We start from the raw sequence: 24824 nt of genomic DNA, 5'->3' as shown, positions 1-24824 counted from the left end.
GATCTTCCGTTTCGCCACGACCGCTCTTAGGTCAGCGCCGATCAAGTCTTCGTCGACGGTGCTGGGGTCAGGCTACCTGAGCGCTGCGCAGACTGCAGCAGAGCGCGGCGTAAAAACGTCTCAAACGGCAATTGATCGGACTTTGACCGATGCGTAAGCGCTTTGGAACGGTCAACGCCAAGTATTTAGGCAGATACTAAAGCAAGCAAGACGTCTCTCGCCCCATGAACCTGCCCCATCCTGGTGAAGGAGCGCCTGAGCTGACCAACAATGAAGTCGCTCGGGGCGAAGTCATCGGAGTTTCTGTAGCGGTCGCGCCCTCGGGCCAACGCGGTCCAGTGTGCAGCTCGCGAGGAGAATTGGTGCGCGAACGTGACAAGGCCGCGCGGAAACCGGACTATCTGTGCAGAGTCACGCTGATCGAGATGATGGCGGGAACGCTGGTTTCATGCGTCGAGGGCATTGCCCCATCGAAGGATCTCTTGAAGACCTGTCATGGCTCTTACTGAATATTCCATGCACCCAGGGTCAGTATTTGCGGCGGGCTTGTCCACGCCGACACCGCAAGGCGCCACAAGCCTTGTCATCCGAATCTTCGGCCTTTCGAGCCTTCGCTCAGTCGGCGGATGATGCAGCTGGCCACATGAGCCGCGTCTTCGCCCACGCTGAGGAACCGGCCAGAACCCCAAGTGTGCAACCAACCCAACCCGAGAAAATAGACGCCATCCAGGTCACAGACCCCGCGCTGATGGATGGGCCGACCGGTGTCATCCAAGCAGTCGACCTGCAACCAGCCATAATCCGGGCGGAACCCGATACACCACAGGATCGACGTGATGCCCTCCTCCGCGGCATCTATCCGGGTGATCTCTGTCTCCGGGCGCCAGACTTTTTCGAACGGCGGTTCTTCGGGTGCGTCGATCCCGGTCTCGTCGATATACGCGTCGATCATCTTGCGGATGCCGACATAGCTTTCGTCCGCATCATCGAGGTTCTTTTCCAGGTTGGAGGCAAACGTGATCGACGTGCCCTCCATGCCTGTCACAGACCCATAAAGCTGCAATCCATCCAACGCGAATTGGCGCAGGTCGATCTCGTGGCCGCCATCGCGGCCGGACATGTAATGGTTGGTCTTGGCCTCGGTCGCCCTTGGGTCGGGCTGCTGGTCGATAGTTCGCTCATAATAACCCATCTCATGCAGCCAGTCCGTGGCATCGCGCCCCCGGTACATGCGGGGGCTGCGCGGGGCCGGCCCCACGGCCAGCGCCACATCGCGCCCGGCGATGCGCAAATCCTCCATCAGTTGCACACCCGACTGACCGGTGCCAACCACAAGGCACTTGCCCTCGGGAATATTCTCGGGGCGCTGATAGTCGCGTGTATGCAATTGCGTGATGGATCGATCGAGATCAGCGGCAAAGGGTGGCGTTATCGGTCGATCATACCCGCCGGAGGCCACGATCACATGCTCGGCCAGCCAAAGCCCGTCGTCGGTGTCCACCTCGAACCGTCCCTCGTCGGTCTGTGCGACGCGGGTGACGGCGACGCCCTCTTGCAGCGGGGCGTCGAAGCTGTCGGCGAAGGCTTCGACATAGTCGACGATTTCGTCCTTGAGCATGAAGCCTTCCGGGTCGTCGCCCTTGTAGGGGAATCCCGGCAGACGACATTGCCAGTTGGGCGTGACAAGGCAGAAGCTGTCCCAGCGCTGGTTCTTCCAGGCGTGAAAGCGGGTGTTGCGCTCCAGCACGACGTGCTCGACGCCATCGCGACAAAGGTACCACGAGGCCGAAAGCCCCGCCTGGCCTGCACCGATGATGACCACCGGGATCTGTGTGCGAGATTGGGGGATAGGTCTTACGTTATCGACAGGCATGTGACGGTCTCCTCGGGGGAAAAATCGGCGGCGCGGGCCTTTATCGAGGCGGCCTGTGCGTCTGCCGACGAGCAGCGGAAGCCGAACTTGGCCTCGACGCGGCGCGCGGCGTGTTCGAGCCCGGTCTCACTGCGCTTCAGGAACTCGGACAGCGGATAGCTCTTTCCGGCTGTCAGATGCTCGTGGATCGTGGTGGACGGGGAATAACAGGTGTCTTCCCTGCCATCGGGCCAGCGGATGCGAAAAGTGACTTCAGGCATGAGCGGGCTCCTTTTCTGGTGCAAGGCCGAGATAGGGATCTACGGCGTGATCCCAGAGCGTCGCACGTTCGGTGTCATCGTGCAGAGTGACCTTGCTGCCTTCGGTGATGCGCCCGATGGCGGCGGCGGCGATGTCGCGCGCGCCGAACCGATCCAAGATTGTCGGCACATCGGCCGGCTTGGCCGCGAGCAAAAAGCCGAAGCTGGGAAATGTGGTCATCCAGCGCGACAGATCTGTGTCTGCGGGTCTGGGGATTGCGTTGATGTTGATCTCGATGCCCACGCCCGAACATTCGGCCAGCATCACGGACGTGCCGGCGATGCCGCCCTGGCTGATGTCCTTTCCAGCGCGCACCAGACCGGCCTCGGCGAGGTCAGGCAGCAGGGTCAGATCGCCGCGCAGCCGCTCTGGCTCGACGCCTAGGAACGCCGGGAAGTTGTCACTCTCTCCCGCGTATGCGCCGCGCAGGTCGATGGCCGCGATCAGCAGGTCTCCGGGTTCAGCATCAAAGCTGGTGATCAGAGCCTTGGCGTGGCCGAACATGCTGGCGGCAAGCTGGGGCCGGTCGGTGCGCAGGTTGGAATGTCCGCCGACGATCGAAATGCCATAGGCGGCGCTTGCCTCGGCCATGCCTTTCAGAATCTCGGCGGCGGCCTCGGCATCAGGCGCCCAAAGCGCATTGGTCAGCGCCGTAGCGCGTCCGCCCATGGCGGCGATATCCGAGGCATTGACCATGACCGCGCACCAGCCCGCGAACCACGGCGCGTCGGCCACGAACTCGTTCATGAAACCTTCGGTCGCCAAAAGCTGCCAGCCGTCGCCAGCGCGCAGGGCGGCAGCGTCGTCGCCGGGGCGTCCGGGGCTCTCCTGCCCGAGGCCGAGCGCGCGGCAGACCATTTCGATATCGCGCTTGCCCGTCACGTGCGGATGCGCGGCCAGCGTGGCGGTGAGGGTCGCCAGATCCGTCACGCCGCCCGCCGTTTCGTAAGCGCCATCCAGCCGCGGGCCGGGTCCTCGATCGGCGGATAGGCGGCCAGATCCGCGCGCATCTTCATATGCGGGTGGCCATGCAGGTCTCGTTCACCGAGTGAGGTCCAGTTAAGCTTCTCAAATAACGGCACGTTCTGCATCTGCACATAGGCAAGGAAGAGCTTGCACCCGCGCCCATGCGCCGTGCCGACCGCCAACCGGATAAGTTCCGCGCCCAAGCGCCCGACCCGGCGATAGCCCGGCGCCACGGCAAGGCGCGAGCCCCACCAGACCCGGGGATCGGTCTCGTGAATGCGAACCGTGCCCACGACTTCGTCCGCCTCGGACGCCATGGTCGAGATCGCCACCAGCGGCAAGGCGACCTTGTCGACCTCGTCGCGGTCGTGGTCCGGGAAAATGCCCTGCTCGGTCACGAAGGTGCGATGCCGCAGCGACGCCGCACCGCCGATCTCCCACGGCAACGTGGCCTGACGGATCAGGAATTCCGGTGTGACAAAGACCTCGGGCTTTTCGATGATCATGCCGGAACCCTCTCGCGCGGTGCAAACTTTTCGAAGGCCGACAGGGCCGAGCACGCGCCGCAGCGTCCGCAGCCGGCCTTGATATCCTCCGCCCGCATCCCGTTCTCGTGGATCATCCGGGCCAGCGGCGGCAGGACGCTGTGCATGAACTCGGCCGTGGGCGACGGATGACTTTCAAGCGGCGTGCCCGAAACCGGCACGAAGGGCACCACGAACGGGTAGACCCCCATTGCCGTCAGACGCTCGGACATGTCCAAAATGGCCTCGCTCGTATCGCCCAGACCCGCCAGGATATAGGTCGAAACCTGCCCCCAGCCGAACACCTCCACAGCGGCTTCGAAACTGTCGAAATACTTCTCCAGCGGCACCTGCGCCTTGCCCGGCATGATCTCCGCGCGCAGCTCTGGCGTGACGACCTCCAGATGCATGCCCAGGCTGTCGATGCCCGCATCCTTCATCCGGCGGTGCCAGGCATCGTCGTCTGGCGGCTCGCATTGCCCTTGCAGCGGCAGGTCCACGGCGGCGCGGATGGCCTCTGCGCTCTCGGCCAGAACCTTGGCGCCACGATCCTTGCCCGCCGGCGTGCCGGTTGTCATGACCATGTGCCTGACACCGTCCAGCCGGACGGCGGCGGCTGCCACCTCGGCCAGTTGCGCCGGCGTCTTGTGCGCGACGGTGCGCCCGGCGGCGAGGCTTTGGCCGATGGCGCAGAACTTGCAGGTCTTCTTGCGGCTTTCATAGCGGATGCAGGTCTGCAGCACGGTCGTGGCCAGCACATCCTTGGAATGCAGCTGCGCGATGTGACCGTAGGGAATGCCGTCGGCCGTCTCCAGATCGAGGAAACTGGCCCGCTTGGGAAAGCTGACCTCGGCAAAGAACGCACCGTCCTTGGTGACCCTGGCCTGTCCATCGGCGTCGGGCGCATCGACCACATAGGGGCTATCGAAAGCGGAGTGCGTATGGACCGGGATCATGACGGTCATCCCGTCGATGGTGACCGCCTTGTGATCGGTCGGACCCGCCCCGCCACGGCGGCTGTCGGCGCCGGCATGCGGGTCGACCATCCGCATGCCGCGGGTCTGAAGATCGGTGATCAGGGAACCTGTCTGTGCCATGGGGTCAATCCTCCAGCGGTATGGGCTCAAATGGCGTTTCGGGCGCGGCCAGATGGCGTGTGGCGACCGGCGTCGGGTCGTGGCGCAGTGACAAAAGCTCGGGCCGGGCATAGTGCCCGACGCTGTCCATCATGCGTTTGCGTTTGGTCACGAGCGCCATGTCGAGATCGGCATATAGGATGCCTTCCCCCTCGGTCAGGGGCGGCACCGCGTGGCGGCCTTCGGGCGTGATGATGCAGGTCATGCATCCACCGCGCAGGCCCTTTTGCAGGGCTTCATCGGGCGTGACGGACGCGATCTGCTCCTCGGTCAGCCAGCCGGTGGCATTCACCACGAAACAGCCGGATTCCAGCGCGTGATGCCGCATCGTGACCTCGATCTGATCGGCGAAGATATCGCCGACAAGGCTGCCGGGGAACTGGGCGACATGGATGTCCTCGTGCTGGGTCATCAGTGCGTAGCGGGCGAGCGGATTGTAGTGTTCCCAACAGGCGAGCGCGCCGATGCGGCCCGCGCGCGTCTCCACGACCTGAAGACCAGAGCCGTCGCCCTGCCCCCAGACCATGCGCTCATGATAGGTCGGCGTGATCTTGCGCCGCTTGAGCACAAGGGTGCCGTTGGCGTCGAAGATCAGCTGCGCATTGTACAGCGAGCCGTGGTCGCGCTCGTTTATGCCCAGCACCACGACGACGCCATGATGCGCACAGCGTTCGGCCACGCGGCGCGTGTCATCCGAGGGCACCGCGACGGCCTGCTCATAGAGATGCAGGTGCGGTTTGCCCTGCTGCACCGGCGGCAGGACAAAGGAAAAGTAGGGATAGAACGGCACAAAGGTTTCTGGAAACACCACCAGATCGGCCCCGTGTCCGGCGGCTTCATCAATGGCGTCCAGCACGCGCGCCAGTGTCTTTTCCCGGCTGGTCAGGTCAGGGGCGATCTGGACGGCGGCGGCTTTGACGTGGCGGGGCATGACGGCTCCGATACTCTTGTGAATTGCGCCGGGACCAGCGTCGGCCCCGGCTGACGGCGTTCACACCGTCCAGGTGTCGACGATCACGGCATTGTCGCGGACATGGAGCAGCTTCAGGTCCAGCACGTCCTGCGGTGCGATCGGGATGATTCCCTCCAGCAGCGACGGCTCGCCGTGGCCGTAAAGCGCCTGAAGCGCGAAGCGGCAGGCATAGACCTTGCCGCCCTCGCCCATGAACTTCTTGAGGTTGTCGGCGAAATTCTGATGCCCGGGAAAGGCCGCGTCCCCAAGGGTGGGAAAGCCGCGCTGGATGCCCAAGGTCACGCCGGGCCCATAAAGCAGGATCGACGTCTCGAAGCCTTTCCGGTTGAGCCGGGTGGCGTTGAGGATGTTGACCAGACCGATCGAACCCTCGAAGGCGACGGTATGAAAGGTGACCAGCGCCTTCTGGCCTTCCTCCGCCTGAACATCCTCGAAAACCTTGTCTTCATAGTCGACGAAGAAATCTCCGTCCTTGTGCTTGTCCATTGTGACTGCGGGCATGCGTATCCTCCGATTGGCCGTTTGCCGGTTGCGTTGAATGCCCTCAACCTGCCCAGCGAAACAGAATGCAATCAATAGGAAATACAATTTTCCATACAATAAAGCTCACAATGGCCCTACTGGCAGCGCAATACGTTGAGTTCTGAGGCGCAGATGCTCAATTAAAAAGCTACTTCCGCACACCTACAATTCGCGGCGCATTTTTTTCCATACAAAGGGCTTCAATTCACAACGAATCAATGTATGGATATTGTATGCAATCTTGGACCCCGACATTACGCCCTGACGGCGCCGCCCGGTATATTCAGCTTGCCGATGCCATAGCGGAGGGCGTTGCGAACGGCACGCTCAGCCTGGGCGACCGGTTGCCGCCGCAGCGGCGGCTGGCGGATCGGCTTGGCATCGACTTTACCACCGTGTCCCGTGGCTATGCCGAGGCGCGCAGACGGGGCCTGATCAACAGCCATGTCGGACGCGGCACCTTTGTCGCCCGCGCCCCGGCAGAGGCCGAGCGGCCGGAGTTGCGGAGACAGTCCGACGCGGACCTGACCATGAACCTGCCGCCCGAACCTCAGGACGCCGACTTGCTCGAGCGGATGCAGGAGGGCTTGCAGACGGTCTCGGCAAACCTGATCGACCTGCTGCGCTATCAGTCCGCAACCGGCGGACAGGTCGACAAGGATGCCGCCTCGACGTGGTTGTCTCTGCGCGGGCTGGTGCCGTCGCTGGATCGGATCGCCGTCACACCGGGTGCGCATCCGACGATGCTGGCGATTCTGATGAGCATCGCGCGCCCCGGCGATACGGTCCTGTGCGAGGATGTTACCTATCCGGGCCTGCGCAGCATCGCCGGACGACTTGGCCTGCGCCTCGTCGGCCTGCCCGGAGACGCGGAGGGGATCGACACTGACGCGCTCGATGCCGCGATCAGGCAGCACGCTCCAAAGGCGCTCTATCTGAATCCGACCTTGCAGAATCCGACAACGCGGACGATTTCCCTGGCCCGCCGCGAACGGATTGCCGAAGTCATAACCTCCTGCAAGCTGCCCCTGATAGAGGATGACGCCTATGGCTTTATCCCGCCCAACCCGCCAGCGCCGCTGGCGAGTTTCGCGCCCGATCTGGTCTGGCATATCGGCGGTTTGGCGAAATGCATCGGCGCCGGGCTGCGGTTGGCCTATACGGTCGCGCCCAACAGTCACGCGTCGCGCGAACTGGCCCATAACTTGAAGCTCATCTCGGTAATGCCCTCGCCCCTCATGATGGCGCTGGCGACACGGTGGATCACCGACGGCACCGCCGACCGGATACGACGTTTCATCCGGGAAGAAACCGTGGCCCGTCAGGCCATCGCGGCGCAGGTTCTTTCAGCCTCGAATTACGAGTCCCTTCCACACGCGTTCAATATCTGGCTACGCTTGCCCACGGGCCTCGGTCGCGCCGAGGTGATAGGACGCATGGCCGGGACCGGCCTTGGAATAATGCCGTCGGATGCTTTTACAGTGTCAGGCGAGCCGTCCGAGAGCCTTCGCGTGTGCCTTGGCGGCCAAATATCACGCAAAGAGTTGAGAGACACTTTGGGCCTCCTTGCATATATAACGTCCAGCCAGTTTTGATCTACGGTCGCCTTCCGCGACATTCTGGGCCGTACACCCAATCGCATAGGTCCCACACATGCGTATCTCGGTTCGCCCAAAACGCGCACGTGCGGCGCATGTCTTAAGGTGCCAGCCAATGCGGCTCAGCGCCACACACGTGCGCACGGCCGCTTCGGGCCCTTCGCGACGGTCCGACAGTCAGGACGGGAAGCGAACCTACGCCACGAGTGCGCGGAATGATCGACAGACCGAATGAACCGGACATTCATCCGCAAACTTTGGGGTCTACGCGGAGATGTGGAACCAAATATCGAACGTATTTCTTCGTAATGCCAAGTCTTTGGACGACTACCGCCATGTTTTCATCACAATGTCCGCTCAACTTCGGCGGGTCTGTCCGAGTGTTTTGAGTTTCTTCAAAGTCTTCGAAAGCCCCGGGAAAGTCCTGACGTGCAAAGCAACGCGACCAATCTGAGTCACTGCGAATCCGACGATCTTTCGCCGGGTCAGACCTTGCTTCACGGCCAATACAAGATAGAGCGGCACCTGATCGGCGGCGGATTCGGAATGACTTATCTTGCCCGCGACAGCCTCGATCGGGTGGTCGTGGTCAAGGAGTGTTTTCCCAGCACGATCTGTCGCCGTGTGAACGGCGAGGTGCGGCCTCACAAGCCCGAGTTTCAGCAACAGTTCCAGAAGGTCATTCGCAGCTTCCTGCGTGAGGCACTGCGCATGGCCAAGTTCGAACATCCCAATATCGTGAAGATTCATCAGGTCTTCCAGGAGAACAACACCGCCTACATCGCGATGGATTTCGTCGACGGCATGGACCTTCTGACGATGCTCGAGATCGAGCCCGAACGCATGACCGACGAGCTTATCGAGAGCCTTCTTCGCGAAACGCTCAGTGCGCTGGAATACCTGCATGGGACGGGTATGCTGCATCGCGACATATCACCGGACAATCTGTTGGTCGACACGAGCAACAAGTTGACCATGATTGATTTCGGCGCCGCAAGCGAAGAGAAAGCACGACAAACCCGGGCCCTGTCACACATGATGGCCGTGAAGGACGGGTACTCGCCGCACGAGTTCTATTACACGGACGGAGACCAGAAACCGTCAAGCGACATCTACTCTGTCGGCGCCACATTCTATCACCTGATCACCGGAAACGCGCCGCCCGATTGTCAAAAGCGGATCGCCGCGCTGACATCGGACTTGCCGGATCCCTACACACCCCTCGCGACTGGAAACTGGGCGTTCGACAGGGCCTTTCTGTCGGCGATCGACAAGGCGCTTTTCGTGGCGCAGAAGGATCGCTTTCAGTCTGCGAAGGAATGGCTGGACAGCCTGGAAAGAGGCACGGCTACCGAGCCACAGCCGGACCTCTCCACGCACATCAATGCCGGCCTGCAGCCAACCGAGGCGCCCGCACGGCCTGTCACGATGGCCGCACCACCCTGTCAGGACGCATTGGAAGATGACCACGAACTGGCTTCGACGATCTCGTCGCTGGTTCAAGACACCAACACCAAGGTCAAACCGAAGACCTCGAAGAAAGACGTGGAACCGGTGGAAGAAGCCACTGAAGAAGCCTCGCAGCTGGTCGATATATTCGGCCAGCCGATCGAAGATCTGGAAGGTTGGCTTGAAGAAAACGACGGCAGGAAAAACCGCAAGCAGGCTCGTGCCGAGTCAGGCGAGGATTCGCTACTCGCTCAATCGGCCTTACCCGAGGATACGGACACGCGACGGAAAACAGGCAGCGGGCTTCTGCGCGCATTGAGACGACTCGCCAAAAAACGCAACGGCAGGTTGGCGTGAGTAGATAAAAGAAAGGATAAAACATGAAATTCATTCGCGACATCATTGGCGAGAAACGGCAGGCGGACGGCTCGACTTCCGCAATGCCGATGGCAACCACAGCTGCACCCGAGGCGCGCGTCCCAGATATGTCTTCCGCCGCTTCCGCCGCTGTTTTGGGTCGCCACACTGATACCGGCTACGACCCATCCGGGTCCGACACCGAGATTGAAACTCCGGCGCAGCTGCAAGACGAGACGGATGCGGATCCAGGCATGAGCGAGGAGGTCGCAAAGTTCTTCGCCAACTCCGATGAGCCGAACCTCTTTCTCGACGAATACGACGACTCCTTCGAGAACTATGAGGGCGTCGAGGATGACGTTTTCGGTTCCGGGGTCATTACACCTGCCGCAGAGGCACATTCCGGCCAAACGGCCGCACCGGACCATGGTGCAGACGCGGACCCGACGATGTCCGTTCAGGTAGAAGAGACGGCAGACGCGTCTTCCATGCAGGCCACGTCGGATCAACTCGATGAGTTGTTGAAGGAAGATCTGGACCCGTGGGACGTCATCGGCACGAATGACGGTACGAAAACTCAAGCGTCATCTCCTGCCGGACCCAGTGCCGGCGCGGGGCAATTCACGGAAGAACCCGGCCCCATGGAGACCAGTGACGCGGCACCGCATCAAAGGGCCGGGATGCCACAACAGTCCATGCGCCCTGCCGGTCCGTCCGAGCCGACGATGCAGGCCGGTCCCGCCCCGCAACCCGCCGCCGAGCCGCGCGCGGCCGTCGAGGTCCCGCAACCGGCCGTTGGTCGCGGTGCCAGCCGTCACGGACGCGTCAAGACAAGGCTACTCGGGTTCAACACGGCAATGGAGACGGAAACGGACCCAATGTCGGATAACGACAAGGCGAGTGAGGCGCCCTACACGTCATTCCCCGTCGGCTGGCTCATCGTCGTCGACGGGCCCGGGCGTGGATCGGCGTTCACATTGTTTCAGGGTGTCAGCACGATCGGCCGGGGCGAAGATCAGACCGTGCGTCTCGACTTTGGTGACAACAGCATTTCCCGCGCAGGCCATGCCTCGATTGCATACGACGCCCGGCACAAAGGCTTTTTCATCGGACACGGCGGCAAGGCGAACATCGTTCGCCGGAATGACAGACCTGTCTTGAGCACCGAGGAACTGGCGGCGGGTGACACGATCATGATCGGCGAAACGTCGCTGCGGTTTGTGCCTCTCTGCTGCCAGGACTTTTCCTGGGATCAGGAAACAGACGCGGGCCGGGCCTATGCAAACCAAGGCTGATTTCACCTACGACTCCGCGATGGTCACCGAGCTTGGGCGCCGCGAGCGTCAAGAGGATGCACTCGCTTCGGATTTTCCATCGGGCCAACCATTCGGCTTTGTCGTTCTGGCGGATGGCATGGGCGGACACAAGGCTGGTGACATTGCCAGCAAGATCGTCGTAACCGAGGTCTTCAGCGGCCTGAAATTACAATCCGGCGATCCGGAGCTCCTCGAGTCGCGGGTATGCGACGCGCTCAAGGGGGCTGCCTTGAATGCCAATGAATGCGTGGGGCACTACGCGCGATCCCATCCCGAGGCTCATGGAATGGGGGCAACGCTGCTCGCGACCATCTTCATAGAGGATCGTTTGTACTGGGTGTCCGTCGGAGACTCTCCGTTGTTTCTTTTCCGCAACGGAACTCTGACGCGCCTGAACGACAACCACGCGCTATCATCGCAGGTCGAATATCTTGTCGGGTCCGGGCTCATGAACCGCGAGGACGCGCTGCAGCACCCTGACCAAAGCTGTCTGACGTCGGTTCTGATTGGCAAGGACATCAATCAGATAGACTGCCCCGACGTAGCTTTCACGCTCTTCGAGGATGATATCCTGATCTCGGCGAGTGATGGGCTCCAGTTCATCTCGGAAGAACAGATCGAAAGCTTGCTGAGGTTCCAGCACAAGAACTCTGCCGAAAGGATCAGCGCCGTATTGGCCGAAGAGATCAAGAACCTGGATGATCCCGCACAGGACAATCTGGCAATCTGCGTCGTGAAAGTGCTGAAGAAAGGTGCCTTCGCAGAACCTGCGGACGTGCATGAAACCGTCGAACGCCTCGATAACGGCAGAACGGAAACGCTTACGATCTTGGCTCGCGTAAGGCGATCCAAGTCCGCGGCCGGGTAAGGCAGATCGGAGAAAAAATGAACACCGCCGAGCAGTTGGACCCCGTCATTGATCGTCTTGGACGCGTGCTTGACCGTGGCAATCTGCCACCACCCTATGCGCGGTGCGGTGCGCGGCTTCTGTCGCTCCTGACCAGGCCGGTGCAGGTTGTCGTAACCGGTTTCGCGGGAAGCGGAAAAACCAAGCTGCTTGAAATGATGTCGGCACATCCCGATGTCGGACACGATCAAACGGTCCCGGTCTTCGAACTTTCGTACGGCGACACAGAACAGGCCCTGATCGAACGCGCGGACGGCTCGGTGTCGATGGTGCGGGGGTTCCTGAAGCAGTGCGAGATACCCACGGACGCCTTGCGCGTCCGCCAGGAGCTGCCCGATCCGAACCTTATTCAGCAGGACTACATTGAAATCGGTCTGGACGGCACGGAGGAGGAACGTCAGAGCGCGCTTGAAGCCGTGATTTCGCGCGCTGACCTCGTTATCTGGTGCAGTCAGGATTTCACCCAGGAAGAACAGAGGCTCTGGTCCGCGGTTCCGGATCACATCAAGGATCACAGTGTTCTTGCCCTGACAAAGGCGGATCAGCTGCTGATGCGCGATGTGTTGAACGACAACATCGCGCGGCTGGAGCCCATCGTCAGCAACGAGTTCCTCGGGATGTTTCCGGTTGCAACCATTCAGGGCGTCACCGCGCAGACCGGCGCAGAACACGTCAATGACCCGTTGTGGGCGGCCAGTGGGGGCAAGAGCCTGATGCAACTGGTCTCTCGGCACATCCGACACGGCAGGACCGCCGACATCGACCAGGCGCGGGTCTTCCTCGATCGTCTCGCGCTCAAAATGCCGCCGGAAGCAGAGCAACGTCCCGAGGCCCCTAAAGCAACGCCAACGCCTGTGGGCGAGACCGAGACAGACGTTTCGCAGGATCTCCGGAGTGAAGCACCTCGTGATGACGAGGCGCGTGATGAAACAACGATCGGTCTTTTGTCCGAGGCCGTGGATGTGCTGCAGCGCCACGCGGGCAAGATGTTCGATGCGCTCGATGAAAGCGAAGATGTTGACAGCACGAAAATAATCGACTGCTGCAGCGACGCGATCCGTTCCGTAAGCAACCTCATGGGATCGGGAACAGGTAACGCCGCGACGGATGCGCTGCAGGGTGATCTGCAGGATGGCGAGGAAATGCTGATGCTCTTTCAACTTGAACGGGGCGAAGACGCAGCCGTCGATGCCGTCGCGCTGGTGCTTCAACTGCGCAAGGAACTGGCGGGAAAGATGGCTGCCGGAAGTTAGCGAGAGCCAATGTTTTCTCGCACACACGTCCAACTATGACCACAATTCTTGGGCAGTTTTTACCCAAGCGCGAGCGCCGAGCAGGACAACACATAGACCACGCCGCGACTGCGCGAACAACAGGTGCCTTTATGAACATCGAAGCGAAGTTTGATACTGCGACAGAAATTCGGGCCTCGTCAGGCCCGTCCAACCTGCGGGCTGGCATGGAAAAACTCGCGGATTTCGCCCAGGACACCGAGGCACTTGAAGACGCCATCGACGCGCTTGGCGAACTCGTGGGCGAGGAAAGCCGGAAACCGATTGATCGCCTGAAGAACGAACTGGCCACGTTCGAGCCTCGCGTGACCGTTCTTGGACAGGTCAAGGCCGGCAAGACAGCATTGATCAACGCGATTGCCGGTTGGTCCGACCTCTTGCCCTCCGACGTCAACCCGTGGACGTCCGTGGTGACATCCCTGCATCTGACCCCGGCAAAAGAACGCGCCGAGAAAGGCGCCCGGTTCCGCTTCATGACCGAAGACGAATGGGCACGACTGACCACCAAGGGCGGGCGCATCGGTGAATTGGCAGACCGTGCCGGAGCAGACAGCGAACTCGCAAAGATTCAGGAGCAAATCGAGCGGATGCGCGCGATGTCGAAGGCGCGTCTTGGTCGGAATTTCGAGCTGCTCATGGGGCAGGAGCACGAATACAGCTATTTCGACAAGAACTTGCTCGAACGCTACATCTGCCTCGGCGACGATTTCGACGTGGATGCGCAAGACGCGATTTCTGACGACCAAGGGCGATTTGCCGATATCACGCGTTCTGCCGAGCTCTTTCTGAATTGTCAGAGCGTTCCGTTCCGCATGTGTCTTCGGGACACGCCCGGCGTGAACGATACATTCATGGTCCGCGAGCTGGTCACGATCCAGGCGTTGCGCGACAGCCGTGTCTGCATCGTTGTCCTGTCGGCCACGCAAGCCCTGACGTCGGTGGACATGGCGCTTCTGCGCATGATCTCGAACCTGAAATCGCGCGACGTGATAATTTTCGTCAACCGGATCGACGAGCTTTCGGATCCGGCGAACCAGATGTCCGAGATCGAGGACAGTATCCGCGCAACGCTCAAGCTCAATGGCGGTCCTGAGGACGCGCAGCTTGTGTTCGGAAGCGCCTACTGGGCAAACATGGTTCTTACGGGCGAGTTGCAGTCCATGCACAAGGCCAGTGCAGATGCTCTCGTCTCGTTCTGCAGGGCTGTGCTGGGCGAAAAGTTCACCCGCAACACACCCGTGGGCGTGATCTGGGAAATGTCGGGCCTGCCGCAACTGATGGAAGCGGTGTCCGACCAGATCGTAACCAGTCTCGGCGCGCCGTTCCTCAAACGCGTTGCCTCCTCCGCAACCACGATCGCAACGTCGCAACAGGCGGTCCGGACGGTCCGGGTCGAAGGTGAGCGCGTCGCCAGCGACCTGAGCTCGGAACAGATACTGGCAGCGTTCGAGCGCATGGCAGAAGACACTGTCGCAACGCTTGAGTCGCAGCTGTCACGCATCTTCGACGATTACAGGATCCGCGCCGATCGTGCCCATGCGAATTTCGTTGAACGCGCAACACACTCCTTGCTTGGCCACCTTGAAAATTACGGCGACGAACATGTCTGGGAATACGATCCAACCGGACTTCGCGTGCTGCTGCGATCGGCCTATTCCGCCATGGGCAACCAGGCACGCAAATCCGCAAAGGCAATTTACGAACAAGCCGTGACCGAGACCGCGGAGCTCTTGTTCCGTGGCTTTGGCCCGGCCGTGGAAGGCATCCAGCTTGCCGTGCCGGACGTCCCCCAGGTGCCCGCACCCGTCTCGCTCAGCCAGACGATCGCGCTGGATTTCAACGATAGCTGGTGGTCGCTTTGGTGGCGCAGGATGCGTGGTTACAAGGCCTTCGCAAAGAAGTTCGGCGATCTCATCAGCGCCGAAACCGAAGACTTCATGGTCCAGATGAAGGACGTGCAAACCGCTGATATTCAGGCGGAATTGCTCGGAGAGTTGGAGCATTTCCTGGAAGAGCAGAGAAGCATCCTGATCAGCCTGACCTCTGACGCAGAACGCCAAGGCAATGCCAAAAGCCTGTTCGACGCATCCGAAAATGAAAACCGCGAACGACAGCTCGAGGACACGCTCGAGACGTTCCGGCGCTACGCGACATGACGAAGGAGACACCGGTGACCCATGATGCATCTGGCGGGACGCCCCGCAAAACCCGTCTGGCCCTGATGGGCGAGTTCAGCGCCGGCAAGAGCACCTTGATCAAGCTCTTTCTCGGCGAGAACCCCCTGCCGATCAAGATCACGGCGACGCGTCTGCCCCCCGTTCTTATCAGCCATGGCGAAGAGGCCGCCTATGCGGTGGGGCACGATGGGGTCGAGACGCGTATCGACATCGACGAGATCGAACAGGTCAGACTGGAAGAGACGCGCCTGATCCGGCTCTACAAGCCCTGCGATACGCTGGAAATCTGCGACCTGATCGACATGCCCGGGATCTCGGATCCGAGCATGTCGTCGGATGTCTGGATGTCTGTCATGGACGAGGTTGATAGTGTCGTGTGGTGCACGCAAGCGACGCAAGCCTGGCGGCAATCGGAAGCCGCCACGTGGCAACAGATTTCGGAACGCACCAACGGAGAGAATTATCTTCTGGTGACCCAGGTCGACAAGTTCCATTCCGAAAGGGACCTCAATCGCGTGATGACCCGCGTGCGCAAGGAAACGCAGGGGCTGTTCCGCGGAACGTTCCCCATCTCAATCACCGAGGCTATTGCCGCCGGAGAGGACGAGGCGAAGTGGCGCGCCAGCGGGGCCGCGGATTTCATCAATGATCTGGTCGAAAACCTGATGAAGACCTCCGCGGTGTCATTTGCCGAACCGGCGTCACTTCACTCGGACGACATGCCTGCTGAAGCTTTCGCATCCGATGAAAAAGCTGCAGAGACACCGTCTGATGACGATGGCAAAGAAGCAGCCGCTTTCCCGGCCGCCGCAGACCAGACGGCAAGTATTGTTCCCAAGCGTGTGCGTGTCCTGACCCAGATGCGCGGTCGGACCGAAAGGCCGGTCAAGGCCCGGATGGCAAACGGCTAGCAGACCTGCGTCCCATGGATCCCTCGATGTCCCTTTCGGAGCGCCTCGATGAACTGAGGCAGACGGTGCCAAGCTGCACCCTTGCCTCGTTCGGCGACATCTCGACGGGACTCGCCCTGCGCACAAGTGCGTCCGACCTGTACAAGCAAGAGTACCTGGACGAAGTGCTGCGCCAGGCATCGGCGAATTTCGAAATGTCTGACCTTATGTCAGGCGACAATGATCTCGTGGTTCTGGCCATGCCGGATGAACTCCGGGTATTCGTGCGATACCAAGCGGGCAATCCGGATGTTGTGTGTTGCATTTGCGATGACCTGTCGGATGTTCCGCTTGCCACTCGGTCAGCTCAGAAAATCCTGGCTGACATGGCGGGGGCGACGTGAAAAGACATTCGAAAACCGCGTCTACGATGAATGACAATGCGACCGCGCACCTACTGCGCGGCATGCTTGACCGTGTGATGGCACCGAGCGAAGCATTAAGCGGAAGCGAAGATATGCCTGCGAGGGACTTTGCCGGGTTGATCAGCCGTCTTACGCAGGAAATCGATGAAACGGTGTTGCCGCGCACGTTTGCCCTGTGTTCCGATAAGGGGACGGAAGCAACAATCGTGGTCTCCAATCGACGCTTGATCGAATTGAAAATCGGCGAGAATAAGTTCGAACCCGACAATGAGCGATATCGCGACGCGGACGCCGTCGCGCGAGAATACGCAAAGGCGATCAAAGCCTTGTTCCTTCGATCCGGCCCGATGCGCTTGCGCCTTGCCGGACGGGCGCCAGCCATAATGACACAAGGCACGACCTGTACCGCAACGCACATGAGCCAATTCGGCCATCAACCAGGTTTCGAAAACCGGCTGAAGACCTTTCTCAAGTTGTCACACTCGCAGTGCTTGGGGTGGATCTACCAGGAAAGCAATGGTCGGATATTGACACATGGGTCTGATGGCGAGCTCACGAAACGGCTGCAGTCTCTTCGAGACATCGTCTTGTCGAAAGCCGAAAGTCGAAAAATTGCCTGCCGCATTGATACGGCGTGCCCATCCTGCTCGGCTTTCGCGATCACGCAGGACGTCCAGGTCTTGGTTGCAGAGGACGGCAACGACCGGGTTTTCGCAGCGTTTTCGAACTCCGGCGTTTTCAAGGCCATCAGCGCATGGCGTCAGGTTTTCCAAGCGTCAGAACGCTAAGCATCCGTTGCAATCCGCCGCAAGGAAACCTGAGGTTGCGCAAGCCAGATCCCAAGCTTGCTGCGTAAAGATCAAAGCTTTGAAATATCAGCCACAAATACGCCACACACATCCTCTGCAAAAGGTCCCGCGGTATAGGCGCGTTGGGCACCACGCCTTGTCATAATTGCCGACCCAACATCAGATACGGGCCAGTCTGGCATCATAATTCTGGCACAATAGTCTATATTTTTTGGTGTTTATGCCTCAAATTGATCAAATTGATTGAGGAAGGTGTTCGTGCAGATCCCAACCCAGCGAGCATGGAACATGTCAATCTCAGATCACGACAAAGACGCTTTTCAGCGACGGCTGCACAAGACGGCCGATGAAGAGCCAGCATTTCGCGTCCTCGTCGTCGACGACGAACCCAGCATTCTGGAATTGGTCAAAACCGCGCTCGAGACGCTGGAAGACTATGACGTTCTGACCGCAAGCTCTGCCGCGGACGCATTCGAAATCATCCTGGATGAAGACGTGCCCTTCGATTGCGTGCTTCTGGACATCCAAATGCCCGACATCGACGGCATCGAACTGCTCGCCGATTTGCGTGCCTTGCCGGAATACGCGGAAACGCCCGTGTTAATGCTGACGGCCATGAGGGATCGAGAATACATTGACGCCGCATTTCGCGCTGGCGCATCCGATTTCATCAATAAGCCATTCGATTTCCATGAACTGCGCAGCCGCATCAAATGCGCGCACGAGCTTGTCCAGGCGCGACGAGCGGCTGAGAAAAGCACGGAAACCCTGAGTAAGCTGAAGCTCAAGACCGCCAAGGTTCATCAGTTCAGTTTCGATGACCCTATTTCGATTGGCGACGTGGACTCCTTCTTGCGATACATCGAGTTTGAAAATTACGTGTCCCATTTGGCGCGCGCGAAGATCTTCGGATCCTACGCCGTTTCGGTGATGTTGCACGACGCGAGACTGTTCTACGATCTTGCTGGCAGCACAAAATTTCGTGAAGCGATCCAAAGCATGGCCTATTCCATCCATCGCGCCACAGAGGAATTTGAATGCGTCTTTTCCTATCGTGGCAGCGGGATATTCGTGATCCTGGTCCATAGCACCAAATCTTCCGCCAACTTGTTGAGAGCAAAGAACCTCGGAGAACTATTCGGGGCCCGGATCCGTAGCTACATCGACGACGATCGGATAGAGGTGCTGCTCAGCAACCCTGTATCGACGCGTCTGTTGTCTCGGACGGGAACCAAAGGCGCAATTGAAAAATCCGTGACGGCGGTTCAGCAACTCGAAGAGGAACTTCAAAGCTGCGACGAACGTCCCGGCAAAGCAAACGTCGGGCAGTCACAAGGCGCACACCAGCCGTCAGAGAAACGCTTTTACGAGCGGGTCTTGCATGAGCTGTTCAGTGAAGAGAACCGTCTTCGCTAAAGGTGCATTGGAGCATTGTCGCCTCAACAGCTTGCTGAAAAGGCAAGTCGATGATTCTGCCCACACTGCGTTGCCCTTTACTGGCCGCGCATCCGCCTCGAGTTGCCGTATCCGACCAACACGAACATCTCGTATCCGAACCATTTCCGCGTGGTGGCGCGTGTCCAGTCCGAGCTTAATCTCGATCCCGAACGGCGTCCCGGTTCATGGGTTCTCGGTCCCGACAAGGACACTCGGCGTAGGCATACGGAGCGAGTAGCCCTTATCTCTCGGCTTGAAGAGGTACTGCATGCCAGACGCCTCGCTGCCTGACACGTTGGCCGATTGCTCCTTGTGGTACGACATGCACCACGCGGTAGGGTGTGCCACATGCGGGTACACCCTTACTCTTCAATGGCTTATGGCAAATGGCGGAGACGAAGGGATTCGAACCCTCGAGACCCTTCCGGGCCTACTCCCTTAGCAGGGGAGCGCCTTCGACCACTCGGCCACGTCTCCGCCGACCCGTTTAGAGGGACAGGAACCGAGAAACAAGGCGAAAAACGCCAATTCTTGATTGCCAACAAAACATGCCGGAAGCTGAATATGTTTCCCGGCGTCGCCATAAAATTCCCCGCCGCTCGGCAACGATTTGTCAACGGACATCGGACCGGCCTCAAACATTCCACGGCCATCGAAGAATTTAGGTGCCCACCATCTCAAGCGGAAATTCCTACGCAGGCGTAAGGCTCTGGTAGCCTGAACGAAGTGACGACCGGTCAATTCGTGCGGGCGCGAATTTCCGGGCTGGCTCGCAGGGAACCAGTTCCTTGCGATGAAACACTCGCTCCCCTCATCCCAAACACTTTCATCAGCAGACGGCGGTCTATCAGCTGTTGACTACGTCCGACTGCCGCACCTCTCCGGCAGTGCAGGCAAGGTTTCCTTCACCATTGTGCGAAGTCGAGATGACGCGATCACGCGCACGTATTCTGTCGAAACCGCCTTCTCCAACATGGATGGAACTTCCGCGAAGATGTTGGCGAGCCGGTAAAATTCGGCGCATTGGTCACCGTCCGGAAATAAAGCATGCCCGGGAGAGATATGTCCCGGGCATGCTTTGAATTTTATGTGGAACAGCCACTGCTATCCGATGCATTCCGGCGAGGACACCGAACCGGGACAAGTGAAAGATAAAATCTTGCTCGGATCAATTCTTTTTGAGGACTGGATGTTCCGGCCAGACGGATACCCCAAACATACCAGAGGCATTTGAACAATCTCGCACGAACCCCGCCAATCAGGCTACAATGGTCTCGATTTCAACATCGATCGTTTGGCGGATCGAGTTCGAGTAAGGGCAGGTCCGATGCGCTTCCTCAACAAGTTCCTCCGCCTCATTCTGTGATATGCCGGCCAATATCACCTGAAGCTTTGCAGACAGAACAAAACCTCCCTCGGTTCGTTTCACCAATCCAATTTCGGCCTTCACCTCATTGCGGCTGGGGGACAGTTTGCGAGGTCGGGAGAGCGCTTGCAAAGTGGCACCGAAGCAGGCCGCGTAACCGCAGGCAAAGAGCTGTTCAGGGTTGGTGCCGGCGTCGCCCTTGCCTCCAAGTTCCGGAGGACGCACCAGCGCCAGGTCGACAGCGCCATCTTCAGTCGTAACTCGGCCGTCACGTCCGTTAAACGCAGTTGCCTTGGTGGTGTAGAGAGTGGACATCTTAACTCCTTCCTAAGTTCAGATCAGATCATTCGGGCGGCCGCTTGCGCATCGTGCATCGCTTCGAAAAGCGAATGCGGCGCAAGCGCATCGCCCACCACCGAGAGCGGCAATTCGAGCGCCTCGATGTTGGATTGCAGTGTGAAGGCGGATTTCCCCCGAGAAGCGAAAAGCGCCTCGTCGTAAGGATAAGTCTCCGTTTCCCCGGTAAACTTGTTGGTAAAGACAAGGCTCTGGTTGTCGTGCCCCTTCAGAGAAAGCCCTGGACGCAGGCGGACGCCCAGTTCGGACAACCGCTCCATCGCGATCATGCGCGAGTAAATATTCACGTCCCAGAAAGGGCTGTCTGGCGAGCATGACACCATGACCTCGGCGCCACGTGCGGCAAGTGTCTCGGCCGCCGATAGCGAGGCCCAGGAACCCGAGACATCGACAATCAAGATCTTGCGTCCGGTCCAGTTCCCGGCTTCGTCTTCCATCGCATCCTCGATACTCCGGTCCAGCCCAGGGGGGTGGGTCGACGGCACCGCTCCGGAGGCCAGAACGACATGGTCCGGTCCGAAAGCCGCAACATCCTTGGCCGTGGCAGTCCGGCCAGTTTCGATGTGGACTCCGGCTGCTTCAACCTGGTTCAAAAGATAAGTCCGCATCTCGTTCAGGTCGCCCCTGCGATGACCCTTTGCGCCAAGCAGGAGCTTTCCGCCCAGCTTGTCCGATGCCTCCCATAGTGTCGTGTCGTGACCGCGCGAGGCCGCCACCCGGGCAGCCTCCATGCCACCCGGCCCTCCCCCGATGACAAGGACACGCCGGGGGTCGCGCGAAGGCTCGATGGTTTCGTGCCATTGGCCTTCCTTGCCCACGCGCGGGTTCATCATGCAGGAGATGGGACGATGCAGAGCGATCTGCCCGATACAATGATTGGAGGAAATACAAGGCCGTACCGAGGCTTCATCCCCCGCTGCCGTCTTGGAGATAAGATACGGATCCGCCATGTGTGCACGGTTCATGCCCACCATATGGATTGCGCCGGTCTGAAGGGCCGTGTCCGCATGCGACAATGTGCGATAGCGATTGACCGCAAGCAAAGGAACATCACCGGTGAACTGAGCGATCTCCAGTGTGCGCGCCAAGAACGGGTGGGGCGGATAGCTCATGTCGGCCACGTGGTGGCCGATACTTGGCCAATGATATGCCGCGACAGAGGCATGAATGAAGGCCACACCCGGCGTTCTCGCAACGCGCTCGATGATCCGCGTCACCTCTTCGTTGCTGCAGCCCCCCGCCATCAGATCCTCGACGGAGACTCGAACACCAACAGGCACTTGGCCGTCCACCGCCTTCAGCACGTGGTCGAGCACCTCGAAGGGATACCGGCAGCGGTTCTCGAAGCTGCCACCATAACCGTCGTTGCGCGAATTGCAGGCGGGCGATAGGAACTGGTGCAGGAGGTGGCCGTGTCCGAAGTGGATTTCCATTCCCTCGAACCCGGCATCGATCGAAAACAGCGCAGTCGTGGCGTAGCAATCCCTGACCTCGGCCATTTCGCGTTCAGTCATTTGGTGAGGCAGTTCACCCGAAGTGGTCCAGGGCGTGGGTGACGGCCCCCATGCAGGCAAACGGTCGGTGAAATTGTCGCTGTGACGCCCGGTATGGGTGATCTGGGTAAACATGCGGGCCCCGAGACCCCGGATCATCGCGGTGATGTCCCGGAGCTTGGGTAGGCTTTCCTGCGAAGCCCCGGCGAGCCCGGCGGCCCTGCCAAGTGCGGTAGGGTGTACTCGCAGCGGGTCCATGAACAGCAGCCCGACACCGCCTTCCGCCCGTTCGCGCAAGTAGTTTATATGGCGGTCGGTCGGCAGGAAGTTCTCGGCGAAATTGGTCGTATGCGCAGGCAGGAAGATCCGATTGCGAATTTCGACGCCGCCGATTGCGATCGGCTGAAACACGTTCGGGTATCGGTTTTCGAGTGCCATGGCTCAGCTTTCCTCGGTCAGGTCAGAATTCCCCCGCCATCAGCAAGCACCGTGGTGCCGACCACGGCGGTCATGTCGGGGTGTGAGAGTTGTACGATCAAATCCGCGATTTCCCCGCTTTCAAGGAACCGCGCGATCGGCATCCGCGAAATCACGGCATCGCGATAGCTGGCGCTTTCCCGCGCTTGTGCGGTCATCGCATTGGCAACCGGCCCCGGCGCGATGGCGAAGACGCGAATACCCTCAAGCGCGAGTTCTGCTCCGGCCGCTTTCGTGAATTGAACGATGCCAGCTTTCGAGGCGGCGTAAATGCCGCGCCCGCCTCCGCCAGCAAACGCATGCTGCGTGGCGAGGTTGCAGATAACTGCCCCGCGGCGGCCCTTGTTTGAGCGCATCTGCCGGGCCATGCCAAGCGCCATAAGGATCGACCCGCGAAGATTGACGTTGAGAACGGCATCGATCTCGTCATCGGTGTGATCGAGAAGGTTTTTCCGCACCATTATGCCCGCGTTGTTCACGAAAACATCAACCGCTCCGATGGCCTCACAGGTTCGAGCCACGGCAGACCGGTCCGACTGGTCGCACACGTGATGAACCGCTCCGAACCTCTCTGCCGTCGCCTTGAGGCGACGCGGATCCCGGTCAACGAGCACAAGTTCAGCCCCGGCCGCGGCAAACGCTTCCGCCGATGCCTGACCGAGATCGCCTCCGGCCCCGCTGATCGCGACACGCATGCCTGAATAGTTCGCCTCCATCTCAGTGCCCCAAGTAGGCGGCAAGCACCGATTTATCGCGCAACAGTTCGGCCGCCGGCCGGTGCATGGCGATCTTGCCAGCCTGCAGGACGATGGCCTCGGCCGCCACATTCACCGCAACGCCCACATTCTGTTCGACCAACAGAACGGTCAGCCCCTGATCTCCGAGGCGGCGGATCGTGTCGATCAAAGTGTCGACCATGGAAGGCGACAATCCGGCCGAGGGTTCGTCCATCATTATCACTTTGGGATCGGTCATCAGGGCGCGGCCAATCGCGACCTGCTGCTGCTCTCCGCCAGACAGCGAGGAAGCCGCGACATGAAGCTTGTCGCGCAGCATTGGATAGGTCTCCATCACGCGATCCATCCGTTCAGCCCGGAGCTTGCGGCTCTTGACCGTCGCGGCACCGGCCAAAAGGTTGTCTCGTACGCTCATGGTGGGAAAAACCTCGCGGCCCTGGGGCACATGGGCAATGCCGGCAGCAACGGCGCGGCGCGGGCCAACGCCCGTAAGTTGCGTGTCACCCGACCAGATCCGCCCCGACTTCAGCGGTACAAGCCCCGACAAAGCGTAAAGGGTTGTGGATTTCCCCGATCCGTTGCCGCCCAGAAGCGCGGTAATGGCGCCGGATGTCAATTCCAGGCTCAGGTCTTTGAGAACTTGAGTCTGACCACGCCAGACTTCTATGGATTCAGCTTTCAACATAGTACCCTCGCCCCAAGTAACTTTCGATGACTGCCGGATCACGCGTCACCTCTTCCGGTGGGCCGTCGGCGATTACCGTACCGGTCGCCATGACGACCACCCTGTCGCAGGCGGAGAGCACCAGTTGCATCACGTGCTCAATCAGCAGGATGGAGGTGCCGAAATTGTCCCGAATGCTCTTTATTTTTTCGGCCAGTTCCTCGACCCGCGGAGCAGTAAGGCCGACGGCGGGTTCGTCAAGCAGCAGGACATCCGGATGACTCACCATGGCACGCGAGATTTCGACCAGACGCTGTTGGCCGAAAGACAAGCTCTGGCCGGGTCGGTCCGCGAACCGTGCCATCCCCATCCACTCCAGCATCTCCATCGACCGTTCGCGCGCCTCGTTTTCCCAAGCCCGGGCCGTCTTTCCGGCGACCAAGGCCGACCATATATTGTAAGAATTCTGCGGCTCGAGCCCCAGCATGACGTTCTCGACAACACTCAGACCATTGCAAAGCAGACTGGTCTGGAAAGTCCGCCGCAAGCCCATGGAAGCGATCTGGTGGGGCGGCAGGCGGGAAATGCTGGTATCTCCGAACCGGACCCCACCTTCCTTGGGCCGGTGAATGCCGGTTATGACATTCATGATCGACGTTTTGCCAGCGCCGTTCGGGCCGATCAGGCCAAGAACCTCACCGCGCTGAACAGAGAAGTCCACTCCATTGAGCACCTGATTGCCCGCGAAACTAAGTGATACATCCTTAACATCGAGCATG

At 60.0% G+C, this 24824-nt stretch carries 23 protein-coding genes and 1 tRNA gene; 11 read left to right on the top strand and 13 right to left on the bottom strand.

The features are described 5' to 3' along the window. The first annotated feature begins 362 nt into the window (after nt 1-362). Nucleotides 363-509, top strand: a complete 147-nt coding sequence (locus RBB18_RS16245) for a hypothetical protein (protein ID WP_170067201.1) — start codon at nt 363-365, stop codon at nt 507-509. Nucleotides 510-583: 74 nt separating this feature from the next. Here the strand turns inward: RBB18_RS16245 and RBB18_RS16240 are convergent, their stop codons facing one another. Genes RBB18_RS16240 through RBB18_RS16210 form a run of 7 tightly spaced genes read right to left on the bottom strand, consistent with a single transcriptional unit; the run spans nt 584 to nt 6273 of the window. Beyond that, nucleotides 584-1873 carry an MSMEG_0569 family flavin-dependent oxidoreductase gene (locus RBB18_RS16240; protein WP_103763372.1) on the bottom strand — a complete coding sequence of 430 codons (1290 nt, stop codon included), beginning with the start codon at nt 1871-1873 and terminating at the stop codon, nt 584-586. Further along, nucleotides 1855-2133, bottom strand: a complete 279-nt coding sequence (locus tag RBB18_RS16235; protein WP_103763459.1) for an MSMEG_0570 family nitrogen starvation response protein — start codon at nt 2131-2133, stop codon at nt 1855-1857. Before RBB18_RS16235 ends, RBB18_RS16240 begins: the two co-directional genes overlap by 19 nt. Then, a complete protein-coding gene (locus RBB18_RS16230; protein ID WP_306111348.1) occupies nt 2126-3103 on the bottom strand; it encodes a sll0787 family AIR synthase-like protein in 978 nt (325 codons plus the stop codon). Before RBB18_RS16230 ends, RBB18_RS16235 begins: the two co-directional genes overlap by 8 nt. After that, entirely contained in the window at nt 3100-3645 is a 546-nt protein-coding gene (locus RBB18_RS16225; RefSeq protein ID WP_103763370.1) for an MSMEG_0567/Sll0786 family nitrogen starvation N-acetyltransferase, read from the bottom strand. The genes RBB18_RS16230 and RBB18_RS16225 overlap by 4 nt, the downstream gene beginning before the upstream one ends. After that, nucleotides 3642-4760 carry an MSMEG_0568 family radical SAM protein gene (locus tag RBB18_RS16220; RefSeq protein ID WP_306111349.1) on the bottom strand — a complete coding sequence of 373 codons (1119 nt, stop codon included), beginning with the start codon at nt 4758-4760 and terminating at the stop codon, nt 3642-3644. The genes RBB18_RS16225 and RBB18_RS16220 overlap by 4 nt, the downstream gene beginning before the upstream one ends. A 4-nt stretch (nt 4761-4764) precedes the next feature. Continuing rightward, nucleotides 4765-5730, bottom strand: coding sequence for a Nit6803 family nitrilase (locus tag RBB18_RS16215; protein ID WP_274593002.1), 966 nt, complete (start codon nt 5728-5730; stop codon nt 4765-4767). A gap of 60 nt (nt 5731-5790) precedes the next feature. Further along, entirely contained in the window at nt 5791-6273 is a 483-nt protein-coding gene (locus tag RBB18_RS16210) for an MSMEG_0572/Sll0783 family nitrogen starvation response protein (protein ID WP_306111350.1), read from the bottom strand. A 254-nt stretch (nt 6274-6527) separates the two neighbouring features. Between RBB18_RS16210 and RBB18_RS16205 the strand changes: the two genes are divergently transcribed. The 10 genes from RBB18_RS16205 to RBB18_RS16160 all read left to right on the top strand — a co-directional run bounded on the left by RBB18_RS16205 (nt 6528) and on the right by RBB18_RS16160 (nt 18930). Further along, entirely contained in the window at nt 6528-7889 is a 1362-nt protein-coding gene (locus RBB18_RS16205) for a PLP-dependent aminotransferase family protein (protein WP_274593003.1), read from the top strand. Nucleotides 7890-8321: 432 nt separating this feature from the next. Next, the gene (locus tag RBB18_RS16200) at nt 8322-9698 is read left to right on the top strand and encodes a serine/threonine-protein kinase (protein WP_306111351.1); all 1377 of its coding nucleotides are present in this window, start codon (nt 8322-8324) and stop codon (nt 9696-9698) included. A gap of 23 nt (nt 9699-9721) precedes the next feature. Beyond that, the gene (locus tag RBB18_RS16195; protein WP_306111352.1) at nt 9722-10993 is read left to right on the top strand and encodes an FHA domain-containing protein; all 1272 of its coding nucleotides are present in this window, start codon (nt 9722-9724) and stop codon (nt 10991-10993) included. Beyond that, complete coding sequence (locus RBB18_RS16190) at nt 10977-11882, top strand: PP2C family serine/threonine-protein phosphatase (RefSeq protein WP_103763363.1); 906 nt, start codon at nt 10977-10979, stop codon at nt 11880-11882. Before RBB18_RS16195 ends, RBB18_RS16190 begins: the two co-directional genes overlap by 17 nt. A gap of 17 nt (nt 11883-11899) precedes the next feature. Beyond that, on the top strand, nt 11900-13174 hold the full coding sequence (locus RBB18_RS16185; RefSeq protein ID WP_306111353.1) for a hypothetical protein: 1275 nt from the start codon (nt 11900-11902) through the stop codon (nt 13172-13174). A 206-nt stretch (nt 13175-13380) separates the two neighbouring features. Next, entirely contained in the window at nt 13381-15369 is a 1989-nt protein-coding gene (locus RBB18_RS16180) for a dynamin family protein (protein ID WP_245890480.1), read from the top strand. Nucleotides 15370-15383: 14 nt separating this feature from the next. After that, nucleotides 15384-16301 (top strand): dynamin family protein, encoded by a 918-nt coding sequence (locus tag RBB18_RS16175; protein WP_245890479.1) that lies wholly within the window; start codon nt 15384-15386, stop codon nt 16299-16301. A gap of 26 nt (nt 16302-16327) precedes the next feature. Then, nucleotides 16328-16684: a hypothetical protein gene (locus RBB18_RS16170; RefSeq protein WP_146050031.1), complete on the top strand. Its 357-nt coding sequence runs from the start codon at nt 16328-16330 to the stop codon at nt 16682-16684. Nucleotides 16685-16710: 26 nt separating this feature from the next. Then, nucleotides 16711-17493 (top strand): hypothetical protein, encoded by a 783-nt coding sequence (locus tag RBB18_RS16165; RefSeq protein ID WP_103763358.1) that lies wholly within the window; start codon nt 16711-16713, stop codon nt 17491-17493. Nucleotides 17494-17772: 279 nt separating this feature from the next. After that, nucleotides 17773-18930 carry a two-component system response regulator gene (locus RBB18_RS16160; RefSeq protein WP_306111354.1) on the top strand — a complete coding sequence of 386 codons (1158 nt, stop codon included), beginning with the start codon at nt 17773-17775 and terminating at the stop codon, nt 18928-18930. Between the two features lie 408 nt (nt 18931-19338). Here RBB18_RS16160 and RBB18_RS16155 read toward each other — a convergent pair. The 6 genes from RBB18_RS16155 to RBB18_RS16130 form a co-directional block, all read right to left on the bottom strand. Next, nucleotides 19339-19428 (bottom strand) — tRNA-Ser (locus tag RBB18_RS16155). A 781-nt stretch (nt 19429-20209) separates the two neighbouring features. Further along, nucleotides 20210-20632, bottom strand: a complete 423-nt coding sequence (locus tag RBB18_RS16150) for an organic hydroperoxide resistance protein (protein WP_103763355.1) — start codon at nt 20630-20632, stop codon at nt 20210-20212. A gap of 23 nt (nt 20633-20655) precedes the next feature. Next, entirely contained in the window at nt 20656-22605 is a 1950-nt protein-coding gene (locus RBB18_RS16145; RefSeq protein ID WP_306111355.1) for an FAD-dependent oxidoreductase, read from the bottom strand. A 17-nt stretch (nt 22606-22622) separates the two neighbouring features. Beyond that, the gene (locus RBB18_RS16140; protein ID WP_306111356.1) at nt 22623-23339 is read right to left on the bottom strand and encodes an SDR family NAD(P)-dependent oxidoreductase; all 717 of its coding nucleotides are present in this window, start codon (nt 23337-23339) and stop codon (nt 22623-22625) included. Nucleotides 23340-23361: 22 nt separating this feature from the next. Further along, nucleotides 23362-24108, bottom strand: a complete 747-nt coding sequence (locus tag RBB18_RS16135) for an ABC transporter ATP-binding protein (protein ID WP_146050029.1) — start codon at nt 24106-24108, stop codon at nt 23362-23364. Next, nucleotides 24053-24823: an ABC transporter ATP-binding protein gene (locus RBB18_RS16130; protein ID WP_274593012.1), complete on the bottom strand. Its 771-nt coding sequence runs from the start codon at nt 24821-24823 to the stop codon at nt 24053-24055. Before RBB18_RS16130 ends, RBB18_RS16135 begins: the two co-directional genes overlap by 56 nt. Nucleotide 24824: the final 1 nt, after the last annotated feature.

The sequence above is a fragment of the Roseovarius sp. MMSF_3298 genome, assembly GCF_030733705.1.
Classification (GTDB): domain Bacteria; phylum Pseudomonadota; class Alphaproteobacteria; order Rhodobacterales; family Rhodobacteraceae; genus Roseovarius; species Roseovarius confluentis.
This window is presented reverse-complemented; position numbering and strand designations above follow the sequence as displayed.

What these genes read in the sequence shown, in the direction of transcription:
- RBB18_RS16240 (WP_103763372.1), bottom strand. Translation starts at nt 1,873, where the DNA reads ATGCCTGTCGATAACGTAAGACCTATCCCCCAATCTCGCACACAGATC.
- RBB18_RS16235 (WP_103763459.1), bottom strand. Translation starts at nt 2,133, where the DNA reads ATGCCTGAAGTCACTTTTCGCATCCGCTGGCCCGATGGCAGGGAAGAC.
- RBB18_RS16225 (WP_103763370.1), bottom strand. Translation starts at nt 3,645, where the DNA reads ATGATCATCGAAAAGCCCGAGGTCTTTGTCACACCGGAATTCCTGATC.
- RBB18_RS16220 (WP_306111349.1), bottom strand. Translation starts at nt 4,760, where the DNA reads ATGGCACAGACAGGTTCCCTGATCACCGATCTTCAGACCCGCGGCATG.
- RBB18_RS16215 (WP_274593002.1), bottom strand. Translation starts at nt 5,730, where the DNA reads ATGCCCCGCCACGTCAAAGCCGCCGCCGTCCAGATCGCCCCTGACCTG.
- RBB18_RS16210 (WP_306111350.1), bottom strand. Translation starts at nt 6,273, where the DNA reads ATGCCCGCAGTCACAATGGACAAGCACAAGGACGGAGATTTCTTCGTC.
- RBB18_RS16205 (WP_274593003.1), top strand. Translation starts at nt 6,528, where the DNA reads ATGCAATCTTGGACCCCGACATTACGCCCTGACGGCGCCGCCCGGTAT.
- RBB18_RS16195 (WP_306111352.1), top strand. Translation starts at nt 9,722, where the DNA reads ATGAAATTCATTCGCGACATCATTGGCGAGAAACGGCAGGCGGACGGC.
- RBB18_RS16190 (WP_103763363.1), top strand. Translation starts at nt 10,977, where the DNA reads ATGCAAACCAAGGCTGATTTCACCTACGACTCCGCGATGGTCACCGAG.
- RBB18_RS16185 (WP_306111353.1), top strand. Translation starts at nt 11,900, where the DNA reads ATGAACACCGCCGAGCAGTTGGACCCCGTCATTGATCGTCTTGGACGC.
- RBB18_RS16180 (WP_245890480.1), top strand. Translation starts at nt 13,381, where the DNA reads ATGGAAAAACTCGCGGATTTCGCCCAGGACACCGAGGCACTTGAAGAC.
- RBB18_RS16170 (WP_146050031.1), top strand. Translation starts at nt 16,328, where the DNA reads ATGTCCCTTTCGGAGCGCCTCGATGAACTGAGGCAGACGGTGCCAAGC.
- RBB18_RS16165 (WP_103763358.1), top strand. Translation starts at nt 16,711, where the DNA reads ATGAATGACAATGCGACCGCGCACCTACTGCGCGGCATGCTTGACCGT.
- RBB18_RS16150 (WP_103763355.1), bottom strand. Translation starts at nt 20,632, where the DNA reads ATGTCCACTCTCTACACCACCAAGGCAACTGCGTTTAACGGACGTGAC.
- RBB18_RS16145 (WP_306111355.1), bottom strand. Translation starts at nt 22,605, where the DNA reads ATGGCACTCGAAAACCGATACCCGAACGTGTTTCAGCCGATCGCAATC.
- RBB18_RS16140 (WP_306111356.1), bottom strand. Translation starts at nt 23,339, where the DNA reads ATGCGTGTCGCGATCAGCGGGGCCGGAGGCGATCTCGGTCAGGCATCG.
- RBB18_RS16130 (WP_274593012.1), bottom strand. Translation starts at nt 24,823, where the DNA reads ATGCTCGATGTTAAGGATGTATCACTTAGTTTCGCGGGCAATCAGGTG.